Here is a 13,541-nt window from a genome sequence, read left to right as displayed (position 1 = left end):
CGGCGGAGCCCCGACCACACGGCGGAGCCCCGACCACACGGCGGACGCCCCCGTAGCCGGGGCCGTTCCGCCCCGGCGGGGCGCGCGGCGGCGCTCCTCATGGCAGCGGGCGGGCCCCGGTCGTAGGGTGGACGCATGTCCACTCACGCGAAGCGCGAACGCCTGCTCCTCGCCGACCTCTTGGACGGCGCGGGCCCCGCGGCCCCGACGTTGTGCGAGGGCTGGAGCACCCGCGATCTGGCGGCCCATCTGGTGGTCCGCGAGCGCCGCCCCGACGCGGCCGCCGGGGTGCTGGTCAAGCCGCTGGCCGCGCGGCTGGCCCGAGTGCAGGAGGAGTTCGCGGCGCGGCCGTACGAGGAACTGCTCCAGCTGTTCCGCACCGGTCCGCCGCGGATGTCGCCGTTCGCGCTGAAGCAGGTGGACGAGGCGGCGAACAGCTTCGAGTTCTACGTCCACGCCGAGGATGTGCGCCGCGCCCGGCCGGACTGGACACCGCGCGAGCTGGACCCGGTCTTCGCCGACACCCTGTGGTCCCGCATCGAGCGCGGCGCCCGGATCTTCGGCCGCCGCTCCCCGGTCGGCCTGGTGCTGCGCCGCCCGGACGGCCGTACGGCGGTGGCCAACCGCGGCACCCCGGTCGTCACGGTCACCGGCGAACCGGGCGAGCTGGCGCTCTTCCTCACCGGCCGCCAGGAGTCCGCCCGGGTCGAGCTGGAGGGCGACAAGGGAGCCGTGGCCGCGGCGCACGAGGCCAAGCTGGGCATCTGAGCGGCCCGCCGAACGCGGCGCGTCCCCGCCCGCGCGACGCGTCCCCGCCCGCGCGGGGCGGACGGGGACGCGGACGGCACGAGGGAGTTCCCCAACACGAGGGAATTCCCCAACACGAGGGAATTCCCCAACACGAGGGAATTCCCCAACACGAGGGAATTCCCTAACAGGTCTCGCGAACGTAGCCATCCTCGCCCGCGGGAGAGACGTCCTCGTCCCGCCGGACGACGCTGAGCCGGTCGCCCCAGCCCTCGCACGCCTTGCTGAAGCCCTCGTCGCCGTACTCGACCACCACCACATGGTCGTCGTACGCCTTGGCGAACTCACCGCACTCGTCGTACTCGCCGCACTCCTCGACCACCGCGAAGTCCAGCCCGGCCGCCTTCCGGTCGGGGAGGAGTTCAGCGGTGTTCTTCTGCGCGATGGCCAGCCCCTGGGCGTGGGCGTGCTCCGACAGCAGGGCCATGAACGCCTTGGCGTGAGCAGTGGTCAGCAGCTTCTTGGAGCGTTCGTAGCTGTCGTAGTTGTCGGGCTCGACGGCGTCGAACCCCTTGTCGGCGCAGCCGTCGATCCAGCCGTCGACCTTGTCCGCCACCCGCTCGCGCTTCTTGGCGGTACGGAGGTCGAGCAGCGGTTCCTTCCACTTGGTGTCGATGACGAGATCGCCGTTGCGGTCGCGCAGCAGCAGGTCGTCCGGCCACTGGTCGCGCTCGCCCGGCTGGACCTGGAAGGCGTTGACGTAGCAGATGTTGTACAGCCCGTTCGCCGGGGAGTCCCCGCGGTCACGGCTGACGATGTCGACCCCCTTCGGCGGGGTGTACGCGCCGCCGATCTGGTAGTCGAAGCCACCGTGGACGGGCGGCAGCGCCACTTCGGACGCGCTGGCTCCCGAGGACATGGACACGGTCACGACGGCGGCCGCCGCGGCGGCGGCCGTCACCACCGACGCGAGGGCCCAGCGGCGACGAAGGCGTGCGGCATGGCTGGCTGGCATGAAAGCTCCAACACTCGCGGGTAGCGTCCCCGCCTCGGATGGCATCCGCCGTCCTGGCGACTGTGTCCGGGCTCGGGACCGGCACCGGGTCCCCTACCGGCTGGGCGCACCTCTTGCGCGGCACGGGGCAAGTACACCGTGCGCTGCTGTGATCAAAGCGGGCCCCGGCAACGGCGTCAAGTCGGCCGTCCCGCCGGACCAGAGACATCAAGGCGGCCGCCGCCTTCGACCACAGGCATCAAGGCGGTTGCCCATCCGGACCAGATGGCGTCAGATCGGCCGCTCCCCGGACCAGATCCGCTGGAGCGGCCGGTAGTCGATCACCACGATGCCCTCCTCCGCCAGCAGTTCGCGGGCCCGCGCCGAGGTCAGGAACGCGTGGTCGCCGTGGCGCACCCGCCATCCGCCGCCGGGCTCGGCGGCCCGCGACCGGCCGTCGTCAAGACCGGGGTGGACCGCCCACTCACTGAGCCCGGGTGGAAGGGCGCGCAGCAACTCGGCGTAGCGGGCGGCCTTGCCGTCGACGTCGACGTCGAGGGCGAAGCTGTCCAGGAAGTCATGGTCGGTGACCGGCAGCCCCCGCCCGCGCGCCGTACGGCGGCCGTCGTCGAGCCAGACCCGCACCGCCAGTCCGTACTCCCCCGCCAGCGCCACGGTCAGCTCGAAGACGTCCTCGTGGCCGCCGTCGGCCAGACAGTGCCAGTCCAGATGAGTCGGCGTCAGTCCCGTGTCGGCCACGGCCTCGATCTGGGCCCGGAACTCCCGCTCGACCTCCTCGGGGCGCGCCCGCGCGAACAGTTCTTCCCGCCGGTCGGCGGTGAAGAGCTCGCCCCGCTCGTCCAGCAGCGACGCCACCGTCCCCCTCGCGCTCAGCGGTCCCCATCGGAGGTGGTCCGCGTCGCGGACGAGCGTGAGGTGGATGCCGAACGGGATGTCCGGCCGCGCGCGTAGCATCCGCAGGGCCTGCGACGCCCCCGGGCACGGCACCATCAGACTGCAGGAGGCGGCGATCCCCTCCTCGATCGCGTCGATGACGGCGACGTTGACCGACTCGTGCATGCCGAGGTCGTCGCAGTTCACGATGAGCACCCGCGCGTCCGGCGGAAATCCCAGCAGCTGACTCGACGTGGCTCCATCCATGCCCTCAGTGTGAGCCGCCGCCGGCGACCGCCATACGGATTTTCCGCCCGCCCCTACTGGGCGCTCGCGGCCGGGCGCACCACGATCTCGTTGACGTCGACCTCGGGCGGCTGCCCGATGGCGTACGCGATGGCGTCGGCGATCGCGGAGGCGGGGATGGCCACCGAACGGTAGGTCTTCATGGCCTCGCGGGCGCTCGGATCGGAGATGGACTCGGCGAGCTCGGACTCGGTCACCCCCGGGGAGACCAGGCTGACCCGGATGTCACCGGCCGACTCCTGGCGCAGCCCCTCCGAGATGGCGCGCACGGCGAACTTGGTGGCGCAGTACACCGCGGCGGTGGGCGACACCTCGTACGCGCCCACCGAGGCGATGTTCACGACATGCCCGCCGCCCTGCTCCCTCATCACCGGCAGGGCCGCGGCGATGCCGTACAGCACACCGCGCACATTCACATCCAGCATCCGGTCCCACTCGTCGACCTTCAGCGCCTCGAACGGCGAGAGCGGCATCACCCCGGCGTTGTTGACCATCACGTCCACCCGCCCGAACCGCTCCCGGGCGGCCGCCACGAAGTCCCGCATGTCGTCGGCCGCGGTGACATCGAGCCTCTGGTAGGCCGCGCTGCCGCCCTCGGCGGTGATCTCCCCGGCCAGCTCCCCCAGCCGCTCGGTCCGCCGGGCCCCCAGATAGACCCGGTGCCCCTCGGCGGCGAGCCGACGCGCGGCCGCCGCCCCGATCCCGCTGCTGGCCCCGGTGATGAGTACGACCTTGCCGGTACTGGTCATGGCGTTCATGGTGGTTTCCCACTCCGTCCTGGTGTCGCTCTGTGCTGACCCCACCGAGTCTGCGCAGGTCAGAGCAGCCGTACCAGGACGTACTCCTCCTGGGTGCGACACTCCCAGTCAGCGCGCCGCACGATGTGCGGGGCCGCAGCACCGCTGGAATACGAGAGGGTGGGCACAGACGATGGGCCGACAGCACACCTACCGCACCACCGTCCGATGGACCGGTAACACCGGTTCGGGGACGACTGGTTACCGGGACTACGGGCGGTCGCACGACATCCTCGGCGAGGGGAAGCCGACCCTGCGGGGCAGCGCGGACCCCGCCTTCCTGGGAGATCCGGAGTGCTGGAACCCGGAGGAGTTCCTGCTGGCCGCGCTCTCGCAGTGCCACATGCTGAGCTACCTCTCGGTATGCGCCCGGAGCGGGGTGACGGTCACGGCGTACGAGGACGTCGCCACCGGGGTCATGGCGGAGACGGCCGGGCTCAGCGGGCACTTCACCGAGGTGGTGCTCAACCCGGTGGTCACCGTCGCGGACGAGTCGATGCTGGAGCGGGCGCGTTCGGCGCACGGGGACGCCCATCAGACGTGCTTCATCGCGAACTCGGTCAACTTCCCCGTCCGCCACCAGCCGGCCATCCGGGTCGGCTGAGCTCAGGCCGCCGTCAGGGTGGGGTAGTCCGTGTAGCCGGTCTCGCCGCCCACGTACATCAGGTAGGCGTCCCGGACGGGGTTGAGCGGGGCGCCGGTGCGCAGACGGGTCACCAGGTCGGGGTTGGCCAGGAAGGTGCGGCCGAGGGCGATCAGGTCGGCGCCCTCGGCCAGCAGCGCCCCGGCCTGGCGCATACCGCCGTCGGCGGGGACGCCGTCGCCGGGCAGCGACGGGTTGGCGATCAGCGTGGCCGGCCAGGATGCGCGCAGCTCCCGGAAGAGCGGCTGGTCCGGCCGGGCGCGGACGATGTGCAGATAGGCGAGACCGGTGTCCGCCAGCTCCTTGATGAGCGCGGGGTAGAGGGCCTCGGTGTCGCCCTCCTCGATGCCGTTGACGGTGGATCCTGGCGAGATGCGCAGGCCCACCCGCTCGGGGCCGATCGCGTCGGCGACGGCGTGGACCACCTCGGTCACGAACCGGATGCGCCCGGCCACCGAGCCGCCGTAGCCGTCGGCGCGGCGGTTGGTGCCCCGGGCCAGGAACTGGTGGAGGAGGTAGCCGTTGGCGGCGTGCACCTCCACTCCGGCGAAGCCCGCGTCGAGGGCGTAGCGCGCGGCGGCGGCGAAGTCGGCGATGGTGGAGCGGATCTCGTCGAGCGTCATCTCGCGCGGTACGACGGCCTGCCGATGGCCGTTCGGGGTGAAGATCGTCTCCGGGAGCGGCACCGGCGAGGGCGCCACCGGCATCAGCCCGCTGGTGTCCGGGTGGCCGACCCGGCCGCCGTGCTGAAGCTGGAGGAACATCCGGCCGCCCGCCGCGTGCACCGCGTCGGTCACCCGCCGCCATCCGGCCACCTGCGCCGCGTTGTGGATCGCGGCGATGTCGGGGTAGGTCTGCCCCACCGCGTTGGGTGTGGCGGCCTCGGCGACGATCAGCCCGGCCGTGGCGCGCTGGGCGTAGTAGGTGGCCATGATCGGCAGCGGTACGCCGTCGGCGGCGGCGCGGTTACGCGTCATCGGCGCCATGACCAGGCGGTTGGGGAGGTCGAGCGGGCCGAGTCGGGCGGGTTCGAAGAGGCTGGGTATCTCGGGTGTGTGCGTCATGCGGGTACGGTAGAACTTGCCATCGATGTCAGATTCAAGCCCGGACCGGCAGACGAGGTGAGGAATGCGGATCGGCGAACTGGCGCGGCGCACCGGCGTCAGCGAGCGCTCGCTGCGCTACTACGAGAAGCAGGGCCTGATGACGGCCGAGCGCACCCCGGGCGGCCATCGTGAGTACGGGGAGGGCGCGGTGGACCGCGTCATCCGCATCCAGGAGCTGTTCGCCGCGGGGCTGTGCAGCGAGAAGATCGCCCAGTTGCTCCCCTGCATGCGCGACTCGGACGGCGGTCCGTCGCGGACGGCCAACGGGCAGCTGGTCTCCGATCTGACCGTGGAGCGGGAGCGCATCGACCGTATGATCGCGGACCTGTTCCGCTCCCGTGAGGTCCTGGACGAGGTGATCGAGGCGGCGTCGGTCCCGGCCGAGTAGCCGGGCGCCCGCGGCTTCGCCGCGTGGTCCGCCGGACGCCCCCGTAAGCACCAGCGCCCCGCGTGTGGCGCAGGTCACGGGAACCACCTCCGCCGTGCGGAGAGGCACGGGTGTGAGGTGTGAACGAGATGAGTGATGGCCTGCGAGCGCGGATCCGGGCGGGTGACCGCGAGGCGTTCGCGGAGCTGTACGAGAGTTATGCGCGCACGGTCTACAACCATGCCTTCCGGCTGACCGGCGACTGGTCGGTGGCCGAGGAGGTGATGGGCGATACGTTCCTCGCCGCCTGGCGCACCCGGGAGCAACTCGAGCCGGGCGACGACACGTTGAAACCGTGGCTGCTGGGCGTGGCGACGAACAAGGCGCGCAACGCCAACCGCGGCATCGGCCGCCGGCTGGCCTTCCTGGCCCGCCGCCCGGCCCCCGCCCCGGTGGCGGACTTCGCCGACGAGGCGGCGGGCCGTATCGACGACGCCCGCCGGCTCGCCGCCGTGCGCACGGTGTTCGGCCGGCTGCGGCGCGGGGAGCAGGAGGTGCTGGCGCTGTGCGTCTGGTCCGGCCTGGACTACGCACAGGCGGCCGAGGCCATGGGCATCCCGGTGGGGACGGTGCGTTCACGGCTGTCCCGGGCCCGCGCCCGGCTGCGCAAGCTCGCCGAACAACGGCTCGCGGAAGAAAAGAAGGAACCGCCACACCGTCGCGGAGAGGTACAGCGTGAGGCCGCGTTCGCGGCCCTGCCCTTTCAGGAGTTTCAGGAGGACCCCCGATGAACGCCGTCGGCTCCGGGCCCGCCCGGCCCGAGCGCGAGCGCGAGGACGCCGCGTACGAGGACACCGCGCGCGAGGAGCTCGCCCGGCTGCTTCCTCCCGTCCCGGCCGAACGGGACGTGCCCTCCGCTCCGTACCTCCACCACAAGGACCGATTGATGCAGCACATCGATGACGACCAGAACCGCACCGCCGCGCCCGCCCGGAAGGTCCGGCGGCTGCCGCGCCCGGCGCTGCTGATACCCGCCGCGGCCCTGGCGCTGGCCGGGGCGCTGGCCGTCACCTTCACCGGGGGCGGGACGTCCGGCGACACCACCGCCCAGCCGCGCGAGACCGCCACCGTCCTGCTCGACCGGATCGCCGGGACCGCGGCGAAGTCGGACGTCAAGCCGGTGCGACAGGACCAGTTCGTCTACGTCAAGAGCCTGACGGCGGGGGCCGAGATGAAGGAGGACGGCTCCTCGAAACTGGAGCCGCGGCATGAGCGCGAGGTCTGGATGTCGCAGCGGGTGAAGCGGATCACCAAGACCGGCGAGATAAAGGAAAACGGGGAGTGGGGCCGGATGGCCGAGTTGGGCGGGTCCCCGGCGGGCCCCTACCGCCCCACGTACCAGTGGCTGGCGTCCCTGCCGACCGACCCGGACGCCCTGCTCGAGGAGCTGTACCGGATGGCCGAACCGGACGATGAGGGGGAGAAGGCACAGGCCGTCTTCAACCGGATCGGTTCCTTCCTGGGTGAGACGGTGATGCCGCCGGAGAACGCGGCCGCTCTCTACAAGGCCGCCGCGAAGATCCCCGGGGTGACGCGGAAGGAGGACGCGGTGGACGCGGCCGGCCGCCACGGGGTCGGCATCGCCCGCGTCGACAAGAGGTCGGGGGAGGCCACCGAGTGGGTCTTCGACCGGGACAGCCTGACCCTGCTCGGTGAGCGCAGCTACCTGACGAGGGACGTCGGGGCGGGCAAGAAGGGCGACGTCATGGAGAAGACCGCGTACCTGAAGCGCGGGATCGTCGACCACTACCGCGAGCGGCCGACCAGCTGAGACGCGACGCGGCGGGGGATCACCATCCGGTGGTCCCCCGCCGCCGTGACGTACCTCAGCGGACCGGGTGCCCCGCGTCCCGCAGCGCGTCCTTCACCTGGCCGATCCGCAGCTCGCCGAAGTGGAAGACGGAGGCCGCGAGCACCGCGTCGGCGCCCGCGGCGATGGCGGGCGGGAAGTCGGCCGCCTTGCCGGCGCCGCCGCTGGCGATCACCGGGACGGTGACGTGCTTGCGGACGGCCTCGATCATGGCCGTGTCATAGCCGTCCTTGGTGCCGTCCGCGTCCATGGAGTTCAGCAGGATCTCCCCAGCGCCCAGCTCCGCCGCGCGGTGGGCCCATTCGACCGCGTCGATGCCGGTGCCGCGGCGGCCGCCGTGGGTGGTGACCTCGTAGCCGGAGGGGGTCACCGTCCCCTCGGGGCAGCGGCGGGCGTCGACCGAGAGGACGAGCACCTGGCTGCCGAAGCGCTCGGCGATCTCGCGGATCAGCTCGGGGCGGGCGATGGCGGCGGTGTTCACGCCGACCTTGTCCGCCCCGGCGCGCAGCAGCTTGTCGACGTCCTCCGGGGTGCGGACGCCGCCGCCGACCGTCAGCGGGATGAAGACCTGCTCGGCGGTGCGGCGGACCACGTCATAGGTGGTCTCGCGGTCGCCGGAGGAGGCGGTGATGTCGAGGAAGGTGAGCTCGTCCGCGCCCTCCTCGCCGTAGATCTTGGCCATCTCGACCGGATCGCCCGCGTCGCGCAGATTCTGGAAGTTGACGCCCTTGACGACCCGGCCGTTGTCCACGTCCAGGCAGGGGATGACTCGGACCGCCAGGGTCATGACTGCCGTACTCCTCGGAATGCTTCCAGCTCGACTTCCACCAGGACCCGCGAGTCGACGAAGCCGGACACCACGACCAGCGTCGCGGCGGGGCGCACGGCGTCGAACAGCTCCTTGTGGGCCCGGCCCACCTCGTCCACGTCGCGGGCGTGGGTGATGTACATACGGGTGCGGACCACCGACTCGACGCCGAGGTCGAACTTCTTCAGCGCGTCGAACGCGTGGCGGAAGGCCGCGAGCGTCTGCTCGTACGGATCCCCCTCGCCCTCCAGCACGCCGCGCTCCGCGAGCGGCATCGTCCCGGCGACGAGCACCAGGTCACCGGCCTCGACGGCGCGGGCGAACCCGATGGTCTGCTCCCAGGGACTCTCGGTCTGAACCCGTCGCCCGAACTCGGGTGAGGTCATACGGCCACCGCCTCCAACGCCTCTTCCAAGGTGAACGCCTTGGCGTAGAGCGCCTTGCCCACGATGGCGCCCTCGACACCTTCCGGTACCAGGGTCGCAAGGGCACGCAGGTCGTCAAGCGAGGAAACGCCGCCGGAAGCGACGACGGGGCGGTCGGTCGCGGCGCAGACGTTGCGCAGCAGTTCCAGGTTGGGGCCCTGGAGGGTGCCGTCCTTGGCGATGTCGGTGACGACGTAGCGGGCGCAGCCCTCGGAGTCGAGGCGGGCCAGCGTCTCGTAGAGATCGCCGCCGTCGCGGGTCCAGCCGCGGCCGCGCAGCGTGGTGCCACGCACATCGAGGCCCACGGCGATCAGGTCGCCGTGCTCGGCGATGACCTTGGCGACCCACTCGGGGGACTCCAGCGCGGCCGTGCCGAGGTTCACCCGGGTGCAGCCGGTGGCCAGGGCGGCGGCCAGCGAGGCGTCGTCGCGGATCCCGCCGGACAGCTCGACCTTGAGGTCCATGGCGCGGGCCACCTCGGCGATCTGCGCGCGGTTGTCCCCGGTGCCGAAGGCGGCGTCCAGGTCCACCAGGTGCAGCCACTCGGCGCCCGCCCGCTGCCAGGCCAGGGCGGCCTCCATCGGGTCGCCGTACGACGTCTCGGAGCCGGACTCGCCGTGGACGAGGCGGACGGCCTGGCCGTCGCGGACATCGACGGCGGGGAGGAGTTCGAGGCGGTGCGTGCGCATGCGGAGAACCTTCGGTGAGAGCGTGCGGGCGGGGAGAGCTGACGCGGGGGCCGGTCAGAGCGTGTCGAGCCAGTTGCGGAGCAGCCGCGCCCCGGCGTCGCCCGACTTCTCGGGGTGGAACTGGGTGGCCCACAGCGGGCCGTTCTCGACGGCGGCGACGAACGGCTCGCCATGGGTGGACCAGGTGACCTTGGGGGCGGGGATATGCGGGTTGGTGACCTCGAGCTCCCAGGTGCGGACCGCGTAGGAGTGGACGAAGTAGTACCGCTCGCCCTCGTCCAGGCCCGCGAAGAGCCGCGAGTCCCCGGGCGCCTTGACCGTGTTCCAGCCCATGTGGGGGACGACGGGGGCGCGCAGCGGCTCGACCGTGCCGGGCCACTCGTCCAGGCCCTCGGCCTCGACGCCGTGCTCGATACCGCGCCCGAAGAGGATCTGCATGCCGACGCAGATGCCCATGACCGGGCGGCCACCGGACAGCCGACGCCCCACGATCCAGTCGCCGCGCGCCGCGCGCAGCCCCTTCATGCAGGCGGCGAAGGCGCCGACACCGGGGACGAGCAGGCCGTCGGCGGCCATGGCCGTGTCGTAGTCACGGGTGATCTCGACCTGCGCGCCGACATGGGCGAGGGCCCGCTCGGCGGACCGGACGTTGCCGAATCCGTAGTCGAGGACAACGACGCTCTTGGTGCTCAATTCCATACCTCAAGCCGCAGGACGCCGGCGAGCAGCGCCATCGTGGCGCCGATCCCGAGCAGCGTGATGATGCTCTTGGACATGCCCTGCTTGACGAAGGAGATGACCCCTCCGAGCAGAAAAAGTCCCAGGAGGATGAACGCGGTCGACAGGCCGCTCATGTCAGAGGGCGCCCTTCGTGGAGGGGAGGATCCCGGCGGCGCGGGGGTCGCGCTCGGCGGCGTAGCGCAGGGCCCGCGCCAGGGCCTTGAACTGGCACTCCACGATGTGGTGGGCGTTGCGTCCGTAGGGCACGTGGACATGCAGGGCGATCTGCGCCTGGGCCACGAAGGACTCCAGGATGTGCCGGGTCATCGTGGTGTCGTACGTGCCGATCATCGGCGCGATGTTCTCCGGCTCGGTGTGCACCAGGTACGGGCGGCCGGAGAGGTCGACCGTCACCTGGGCCAGCGACTCGTCCAGCGGCACCGTGCAGTTGCCGAAGCGGTAGATGCCCACCTTGTCGCCGAGCGCCTGCTTGAAGGCGGCGCCCAGCGCGAGGGCGGTGTCCTCGATGGTGTGGTGGGTGTCGATGTGCAGGTCGCCCTCGGTCTTGACGGTGAGGTCGAAGAGGCCGTGGCGGCCGAGCTGGTCGAGCATGTGGTCGTAGAAGCCGACCCCTGTCGACACATCGACCTGGCCGGTGCCGTCGAGGTCGATCTCGACGACGACCGAGGTCTCCTTGGTGGTGCGCTCCACGCGTCCCACGCGGGTCATGCGCTCGTCTCCTTCATCAGCTCGCGTACCGCGTCGAGGAACGCGTCGTTCTCGGCCGGGGTCCCCGCGGTCACCCGCAGCCATCCCGGTACGCCGTTGTCCCGGACCAGGACGCCCCGGTCCAGCAGGCCCTGCCACGCCGCGTGGGCGTCCTCGAAGCGGCCGAACTGGACGAAGTTGGCGTCGGAGTCGGTCACCTCACAGCCGATGGTGCGCAGCTCGCTCACCAGCCGGTCGCGCTCGGCCTTGAGCGCCTCGACGTACCCCAGCAGCGTATCGGTGTGCTCCAGGGCGGCCAGCGCGGTGGCCTGGGTGACGGCGGACAGGTGGTACGGCAGGCGGACCAGCTGGACGGCGTCGACGACCGCCGGGTCGGCGGCGAGGTAGCCGAGCCGCAGCCCGGCCGCGCCGAACGCCTTGGACATGGTCCGCGAGAGCACCAGCCGCGGCCGCCCCTCGATCAGCGGCAGCAGCGACGGACGGTGGCTGAACTCCCCGTACGCCTCGTCCACGACGACGAGCGCCCCGGCGGCGTCCGCCCTGGCGTCCTGCGCCGCGTCGTGCAGCGCCAGCACCGTCTCGGCGCCGACCGCCGTCCCCGTCGGATTGTTCGGCGAGGTGATGAAGACGACATCGGGGCGGTGCTCGGCGATGGCCTTACGGGCGGCATCGACATCGATGGTGAAATCGGCGTTCCGGGGACCGGAAATCCAGCCGGTGCCGGTCCCTCGGGAGATCAGCGCGTGCATCGAGTACGAGGGCTCGAAGCCGATCGCGGTGCGCCCCGGCCCGCCGAAGGTCTGCAGCAGTTGCTGGAGCACCTCGTTGGACCCGTTGGCCGCCCAGACCTGGGCCACGCCGACCTCGAGACCGGCCGTACGGCTGAGGTAGCGGGCCAGCTCGGTGCGGAGCTCGACCGCGTCCCGGTCCGGGTAGCGGTTGAGGTCGCGGGCCGCCTCGGCGACCCGCTCGGCGATCCGGGCGACCAGCGGCTCGGGCAGCGGATAGGGGTTCTCGTTGGTGTTCAGCCGTACGGGCACGTCCAGTTGCGGAGCGCCGTACGGGGATTTGCCACGGAGCTCGTCCCGGATCGGGAGATCGTCAATGCCGGTCACTTGCTCGGTGGCACCTTCCAGTCGAACCTTGCCTTCACCGCGGCGCCGTGGGCGGGCAGATCCTCCGCCTCGGCCAGCGTCACCACATGGCCGGCGATCTCGGCCAGCGCGTCCCGGGTGTAGTCCACCACATGGATGCCGCGCAGGAAGGACTGCACGGACAGCCCCGAGGAGTGGCAGGCGCAGCCGCCGGTGGGCAGCACATGGTTGGAGCCCGCCGCGTAGTCGCCGAGCGACACCGGCGCGTACGCCCCGACGAAGATCGCCCCGGCGTTGCGCACCCGGGCCGCGACGGCCGCCGCGTCCTCGGTCTGGATCTCCAGGTGCTCGGCCGCGTACGCGTCCACGACGGCCAGGCCCTGCTCCAGACCGTCGACCAGCACGATGCCGGACTGCCGCCCGGCCAGCGCCGGACCGATCCGGTCCGCGACATGCTTGGCGGCCCCGACCTGGACCTCGAGCTCCTTCTCGACCGCGGCGGCCAGCTCCTCGGAGTCGGTGACCAGCACGGACGCGGCCAGCGGATCGTGCTCGGCCTGGCTGATCAGGTCCGCGGCGACATGCACCGGGTCGGCGGTGGCGTCGGCGAGGATGGCGATCTCGGTCGGCCCGGCCTCGGCATCGATGCCGATCCGGCCCTTGAGCAGCCGCTTGGCCGCCGCGACCCAGATGTTGCCAGGACCGGTCACCAGCGAGACCGGACGGCAGTCCTCGGTGCCGTAGGCGAACATCGCCACGGCCTGGGCGCCGCCCGCCGCGTACACCTCGTCCACGCCCAGCAGCGCGCACGCCGCGAGGATCGTGGGGTGCGGCAGCCCGCCGAACTCCGCCTGCGGCGGGGAGGCGACGGCCATCGAGGCGACCCCGGCCTCCTGCGCGGGCACCACGTTCATCACCACGGACGAGGGGTAGACCGAGCGCCCGCCCGGTACGTAAAGACCGACGCGCTCGACCGGCACCCAGCGCTCGGTGACCGTGCCGCCCGGCACCACCTGGGTGGTGTGGTCGGTGCGCCGCTGGTCGCGGTGGACCAGCCGGGCCCGCCGGATGGACTCCTCCAGTGCGGCCCGCACGGCCGGGTCCAGCTCGGCGAGGGCGCTCGCCAGCGCCTCCGCGGGGACCCGCACCCGCTCTATGGTCACGCCGTCGAACCGATGGGCGTAGTCGATCAGCGCAGCGGTACCGCGATGGCGCACGTCGTCGCAGATGGGCCGCACCTTCTCCAGGGCGGCCTCGACGTCGAGCTCGGCACGGGGCAGCAGGTCGCGGTCGATCCCGCCCTCCGGGAAGGCGGCGCCGCGCAGATCGATACGGGAGATCACGCGATCAAT

Annotated in this window: 17 protein-coding genes; 5 read left to right on the top strand and 12 right to left on the bottom strand. The window is 71.9% G+C overall.

What is annotated here, in order from left to right; all coding sequences use genetic code 11:
* The first annotated feature begins 135 nt into the window (after window positions 1-135).
* A complete protein-coding gene (locus tag NP777_RS11615; RefSeq protein ID WP_256650038.1) occupies window positions 136-768 on the top strand; it encodes a TIGR03085 family metal-binding protein in 633 nt (210 codons plus the stop codon).
* A 163-nt stretch (window positions 769-931) separates the two neighbouring features.
* Here the strand turns inward: NP777_RS11615 and NP777_RS11610 are convergent, their stop codons facing one another.
* The 3 genes from NP777_RS11610 to NP777_RS11600 form a co-directional block, all read right to left on the bottom strand.
* Window positions 932-1,762 carry an endo alpha-1,4 polygalactosaminidase gene (locus NP777_RS11610; RefSeq protein WP_256650037.1) on the bottom strand — a complete coding sequence of 277 codons (831 nt, stop codon included), beginning with the start codon at window positions 1,760-1,762 and terminating at the stop codon, window positions 932-934.
* A gap of 270 nt (window positions 1,763-2,032) precedes the next feature.
* Window positions 2,033-2,902 carry a polysaccharide deacetylase family protein gene (locus NP777_RS11605; RefSeq protein ID WP_256650036.1) on the bottom strand — a complete coding sequence of 290 codons (870 nt, stop codon included), beginning with the start codon at window positions 2,900-2,902 and terminating at the stop codon, window positions 2,033-2,035.
* 53 nt (window positions 2,903-2,955) lie between these two features.
* Entirely contained in the window at window positions 2,956-3,690 is a 735-nt protein-coding gene (locus tag NP777_RS11600) for an SDR family oxidoreductase (protein WP_256650035.1), read from the bottom strand.
* A gap of 181 nt (window positions 3,691-3,871) precedes the next feature.
* Here NP777_RS11600 and NP777_RS11595 point away from each other — a divergent pair, with 181 nt between their 5' ends.
* A complete protein-coding gene (locus NP777_RS11595) occupies window positions 3,872-4,342 on the top strand; it encodes an OsmC family protein (protein ID WP_256650034.1) in 471 nt (156 codons plus the stop codon).
* Window positions 4,343-4,344: 2 nt separating this feature from the next.
* Here the strand turns inward: NP777_RS11595 and NP777_RS11590 are convergent, their stop codons facing one another.
* The gene (locus tag NP777_RS11590) at window positions 4,345-5,445 is read right to left on the bottom strand and encodes an alkene reductase (protein ID WP_256650033.1); all 1,101 of its coding nucleotides are present in this window, start codon (window positions 5,443-5,445) and stop codon (window positions 4,345-4,347) included.
* Between the two features lie 64 nt (window positions 5,446-5,509).
* Here NP777_RS11590 and NP777_RS11585 point away from each other — a divergent pair, with 64 nt between their 5' ends.
* The 3 genes from NP777_RS11585 (at window position 5,510) to NP777_RS11575 (ending at window position 7,685) form a co-directional block, all read left to right on the top strand.
* Window positions 5,510-5,875 (top strand): MerR family transcriptional regulator, encoded by a 366-nt coding sequence (locus NP777_RS11585; protein ID WP_256650032.1) that lies wholly within the window; start codon window positions 5,510-5,512, stop codon window positions 5,873-5,875.
* Between the two features lie 128 nt (window positions 5,876-6,003).
* Window positions 6,004-6,645: an RNA polymerase sigma factor gene (locus tag NP777_RS11580; RefSeq protein WP_256650031.1), complete on the top strand. Its 642-nt coding sequence runs from the start codon at window positions 6,004-6,006 to the stop codon at window positions 6,643-6,645.
* Complete coding sequence (locus NP777_RS11575; RefSeq protein ID WP_256650030.1) at window positions 6,642-7,685, top strand: CU044_5270 family protein; 1,044 nt, start codon at window positions 6,642-6,644, stop codon at window positions 7,683-7,685. Before NP777_RS11580 ends, NP777_RS11575 begins: the two co-directional genes overlap by 4 nt.
* A gap of 55 nt (window positions 7,686-7,740) precedes the next feature.
* Here NP777_RS11575 and hisF read toward each other — a convergent pair whose 3' ends face one another.
* Genes hisF through hisD form a run of 8 tightly spaced genes read right to left on the bottom strand, consistent with a single transcriptional unit; the run spans window position 7,741 to window position 13,532 of the window.
* Window positions 7,741-8,511, bottom strand: a complete 771-nt coding sequence (hisF, locus tag NP777_RS11570) for an imidazole glycerol phosphate synthase subunit HisF (RefSeq protein WP_256650029.1) — start codon at window positions 8,509-8,511, stop codon at window positions 7,741-7,743.
* The gene (locus tag NP777_RS11565; protein WP_256650028.1) at window positions 8,508-8,918 is read right to left on the bottom strand and encodes a Rid family hydrolase; all 411 of its coding nucleotides are present in this window, start codon (window positions 8,916-8,918) and stop codon (window positions 8,508-8,510) included. Before NP777_RS11565 ends, hisF begins: the two co-directional genes overlap by 4 nt.
* Window positions 8,915-9,646, bottom strand: coding sequence for a bifunctional 1-(5-phosphoribosyl)-5-((5-phosphoribosylamino)methylideneamino)imidazole-4-carboxamide isomerase/phosphoribosylanthranilate isomerase PriA (priA, locus tag NP777_RS11560; RefSeq protein ID WP_198276797.1), 732 nt, complete (start codon window positions 9,644-9,646; stop codon window positions 8,915-8,917). Before priA ends, NP777_RS11565 begins: the two co-directional genes overlap by 4 nt.
* Before the next feature lie 54 nt (window positions 9,647-9,700).
* Complete coding sequence (hisH, locus tag NP777_RS11555) at window positions 9,701-10,345, bottom strand: imidazole glycerol phosphate synthase subunit HisH (RefSeq protein ID WP_256650027.1); 645 nt, start codon at window positions 10,343-10,345, stop codon at window positions 9,701-9,703.
* Window positions 10,336-10,500: a hypothetical protein gene (locus NP777_RS11550; RefSeq protein WP_256650026.1), complete on the bottom strand. Its 165-nt coding sequence runs from the start codon at window positions 10,498-10,500 to the stop codon at window positions 10,336-10,338. Before NP777_RS11550 ends, hisH begins: the two co-directional genes overlap by 10 nt.
* 1 nt (window position 10,501) lies before the next feature.
* Window positions 10,502-11,095, bottom strand: a complete 594-nt coding sequence (gene hisB, locus NP777_RS11545) for an imidazoleglycerol-phosphate dehydratase HisB (RefSeq protein WP_256650025.1) — start codon at window positions 11,093-11,095, stop codon at window positions 10,502-10,504.
* Entirely contained in the window at window positions 11,092-12,210 is a 1,119-nt protein-coding gene (locus tag NP777_RS11540; protein ID WP_256650024.1) for a histidinol-phosphate transaminase, read from the bottom strand. Before NP777_RS11540 ends, hisB begins: the two co-directional genes overlap by 4 nt.
* Window positions 12,207-13,532: a histidinol dehydrogenase gene (gene hisD / locus NP777_RS11535; RefSeq protein ID WP_256650023.1), complete on the bottom strand. Its 1,326-nt coding sequence runs from the start codon at window positions 13,530-13,532 to the stop codon at window positions 12,207-12,209. The genes NP777_RS11540 and hisD overlap by 4 nt, the downstream gene beginning before the upstream one ends.
* Window positions 13,533-13,541: the final 9 nt, after the last annotated feature.

It is taken from the genome of Streptomyces rugosispiralis (assembly GCF_024505145.1).
GTDB classification, from domain to species: domain Bacteria; phylum Actinomycetota; class Actinomycetes; order Streptomycetales; family Streptomycetaceae; genus Streptomyces; species Streptomyces rugosispiralis.
The sequence above is the reverse complement of the archived record's forward strand: the minus strand, read 5'-3'. Positions and strand labels throughout refer to the sequence as shown.

What these genes read in the sequence shown, in the direction of transcription:
- NP777_RS11615 (WP_256650038.1), top strand. Translation starts at nt 136, where the DNA reads ATGTCCACTCACGCGAAGCGCGAACGCCTGCTCCTCGCCGACCTCTTG.
- NP777_RS11610 (WP_256650037.1), bottom strand. Translation starts at nt 1,762, where the DNA reads ATGCCAGCCAGCCATGCCGCACGCCTTCGTCGCCGCTGGGCCCTCGCG.
- NP777_RS11605 (WP_256650036.1), bottom strand. Translation starts at nt 2,902, where the DNA reads ATGGATGGAGCCACGTCGAGTCAGCTGCTGGGATTTCCGCCGGACGCG.
- NP777_RS11600 (WP_256650035.1), bottom strand. Translation starts at nt 3,690, where the DNA reads ATGACCAGTACCGGCAAGGTCGTACTCATCACCGGGGCCAGCAGCGGG.
- NP777_RS11595 (WP_256650034.1), top strand. Translation starts at nt 3,872, where the DNA reads ATGGGCCGACAGCACACCTACCGCACCACCGTCCGATGGACCGGTAAC.
- NP777_RS11590 (WP_256650033.1), bottom strand. Translation starts at nt 5,445, where the DNA reads ATGACGCACACACCCGAGATACCCAGCCTCTTCGAACCCGCCCGACTC.
- NP777_RS11585 (WP_256650032.1), top strand. Translation starts at nt 5,510, where the DNA reads ATGCGGATCGGCGAACTGGCGCGGCGCACCGGCGTCAGCGAGCGCTCG.
- NP777_RS11580 (WP_256650031.1), top strand. Translation starts at nt 6,004, where the DNA reads ATGAGTGATGGCCTGCGAGCGCGGATCCGGGCGGGTGACCGCGAGGCG.
- NP777_RS11575 (WP_256650030.1), top strand. Translation starts at nt 6,642, where the DNA reads ATGAACGCCGTCGGCTCCGGGCCCGCCCGGCCCGAGCGCGAGCGCGAG.
- hisF (WP_256650029.1), bottom strand. Translation starts at nt 8,511, where the DNA reads ATGACCCTGGCGGTCCGAGTCATCCCCTGCCTGGACGTGGACAACGGC.
- NP777_RS11565 (WP_256650028.1), bottom strand. Translation starts at nt 8,918, where the DNA reads ATGACCTCACCCGAGTTCGGGCGACGGGTTCAGACCGAGAGTCCCTGG.
- priA (WP_198276797.1), bottom strand. Translation starts at nt 9,646, where the DNA reads ATGCGCACGCACCGCCTCGAACTCCTCCCCGCCGTCGATGTCCGCGAC.
- hisH (WP_256650027.1), bottom strand. Translation starts at nt 10,345, where the DNA reads ATGGAATTGAGCACCAAGAGCGTCGTTGTCCTCGACTACGGATTCGGC.
- NP777_RS11550 (WP_256650026.1), bottom strand. Translation starts at nt 10,500, where the DNA reads ATGAGCGGCCTGTCGACCGCGTTCATCCTCCTGGGACTTTTTCTGCTC.
- hisB (WP_256650025.1), bottom strand. Translation starts at nt 11,095, where the DNA reads ATGACCCGCGTGGGACGCGTGGAGCGCACCACCAAGGAGACCTCGGTC.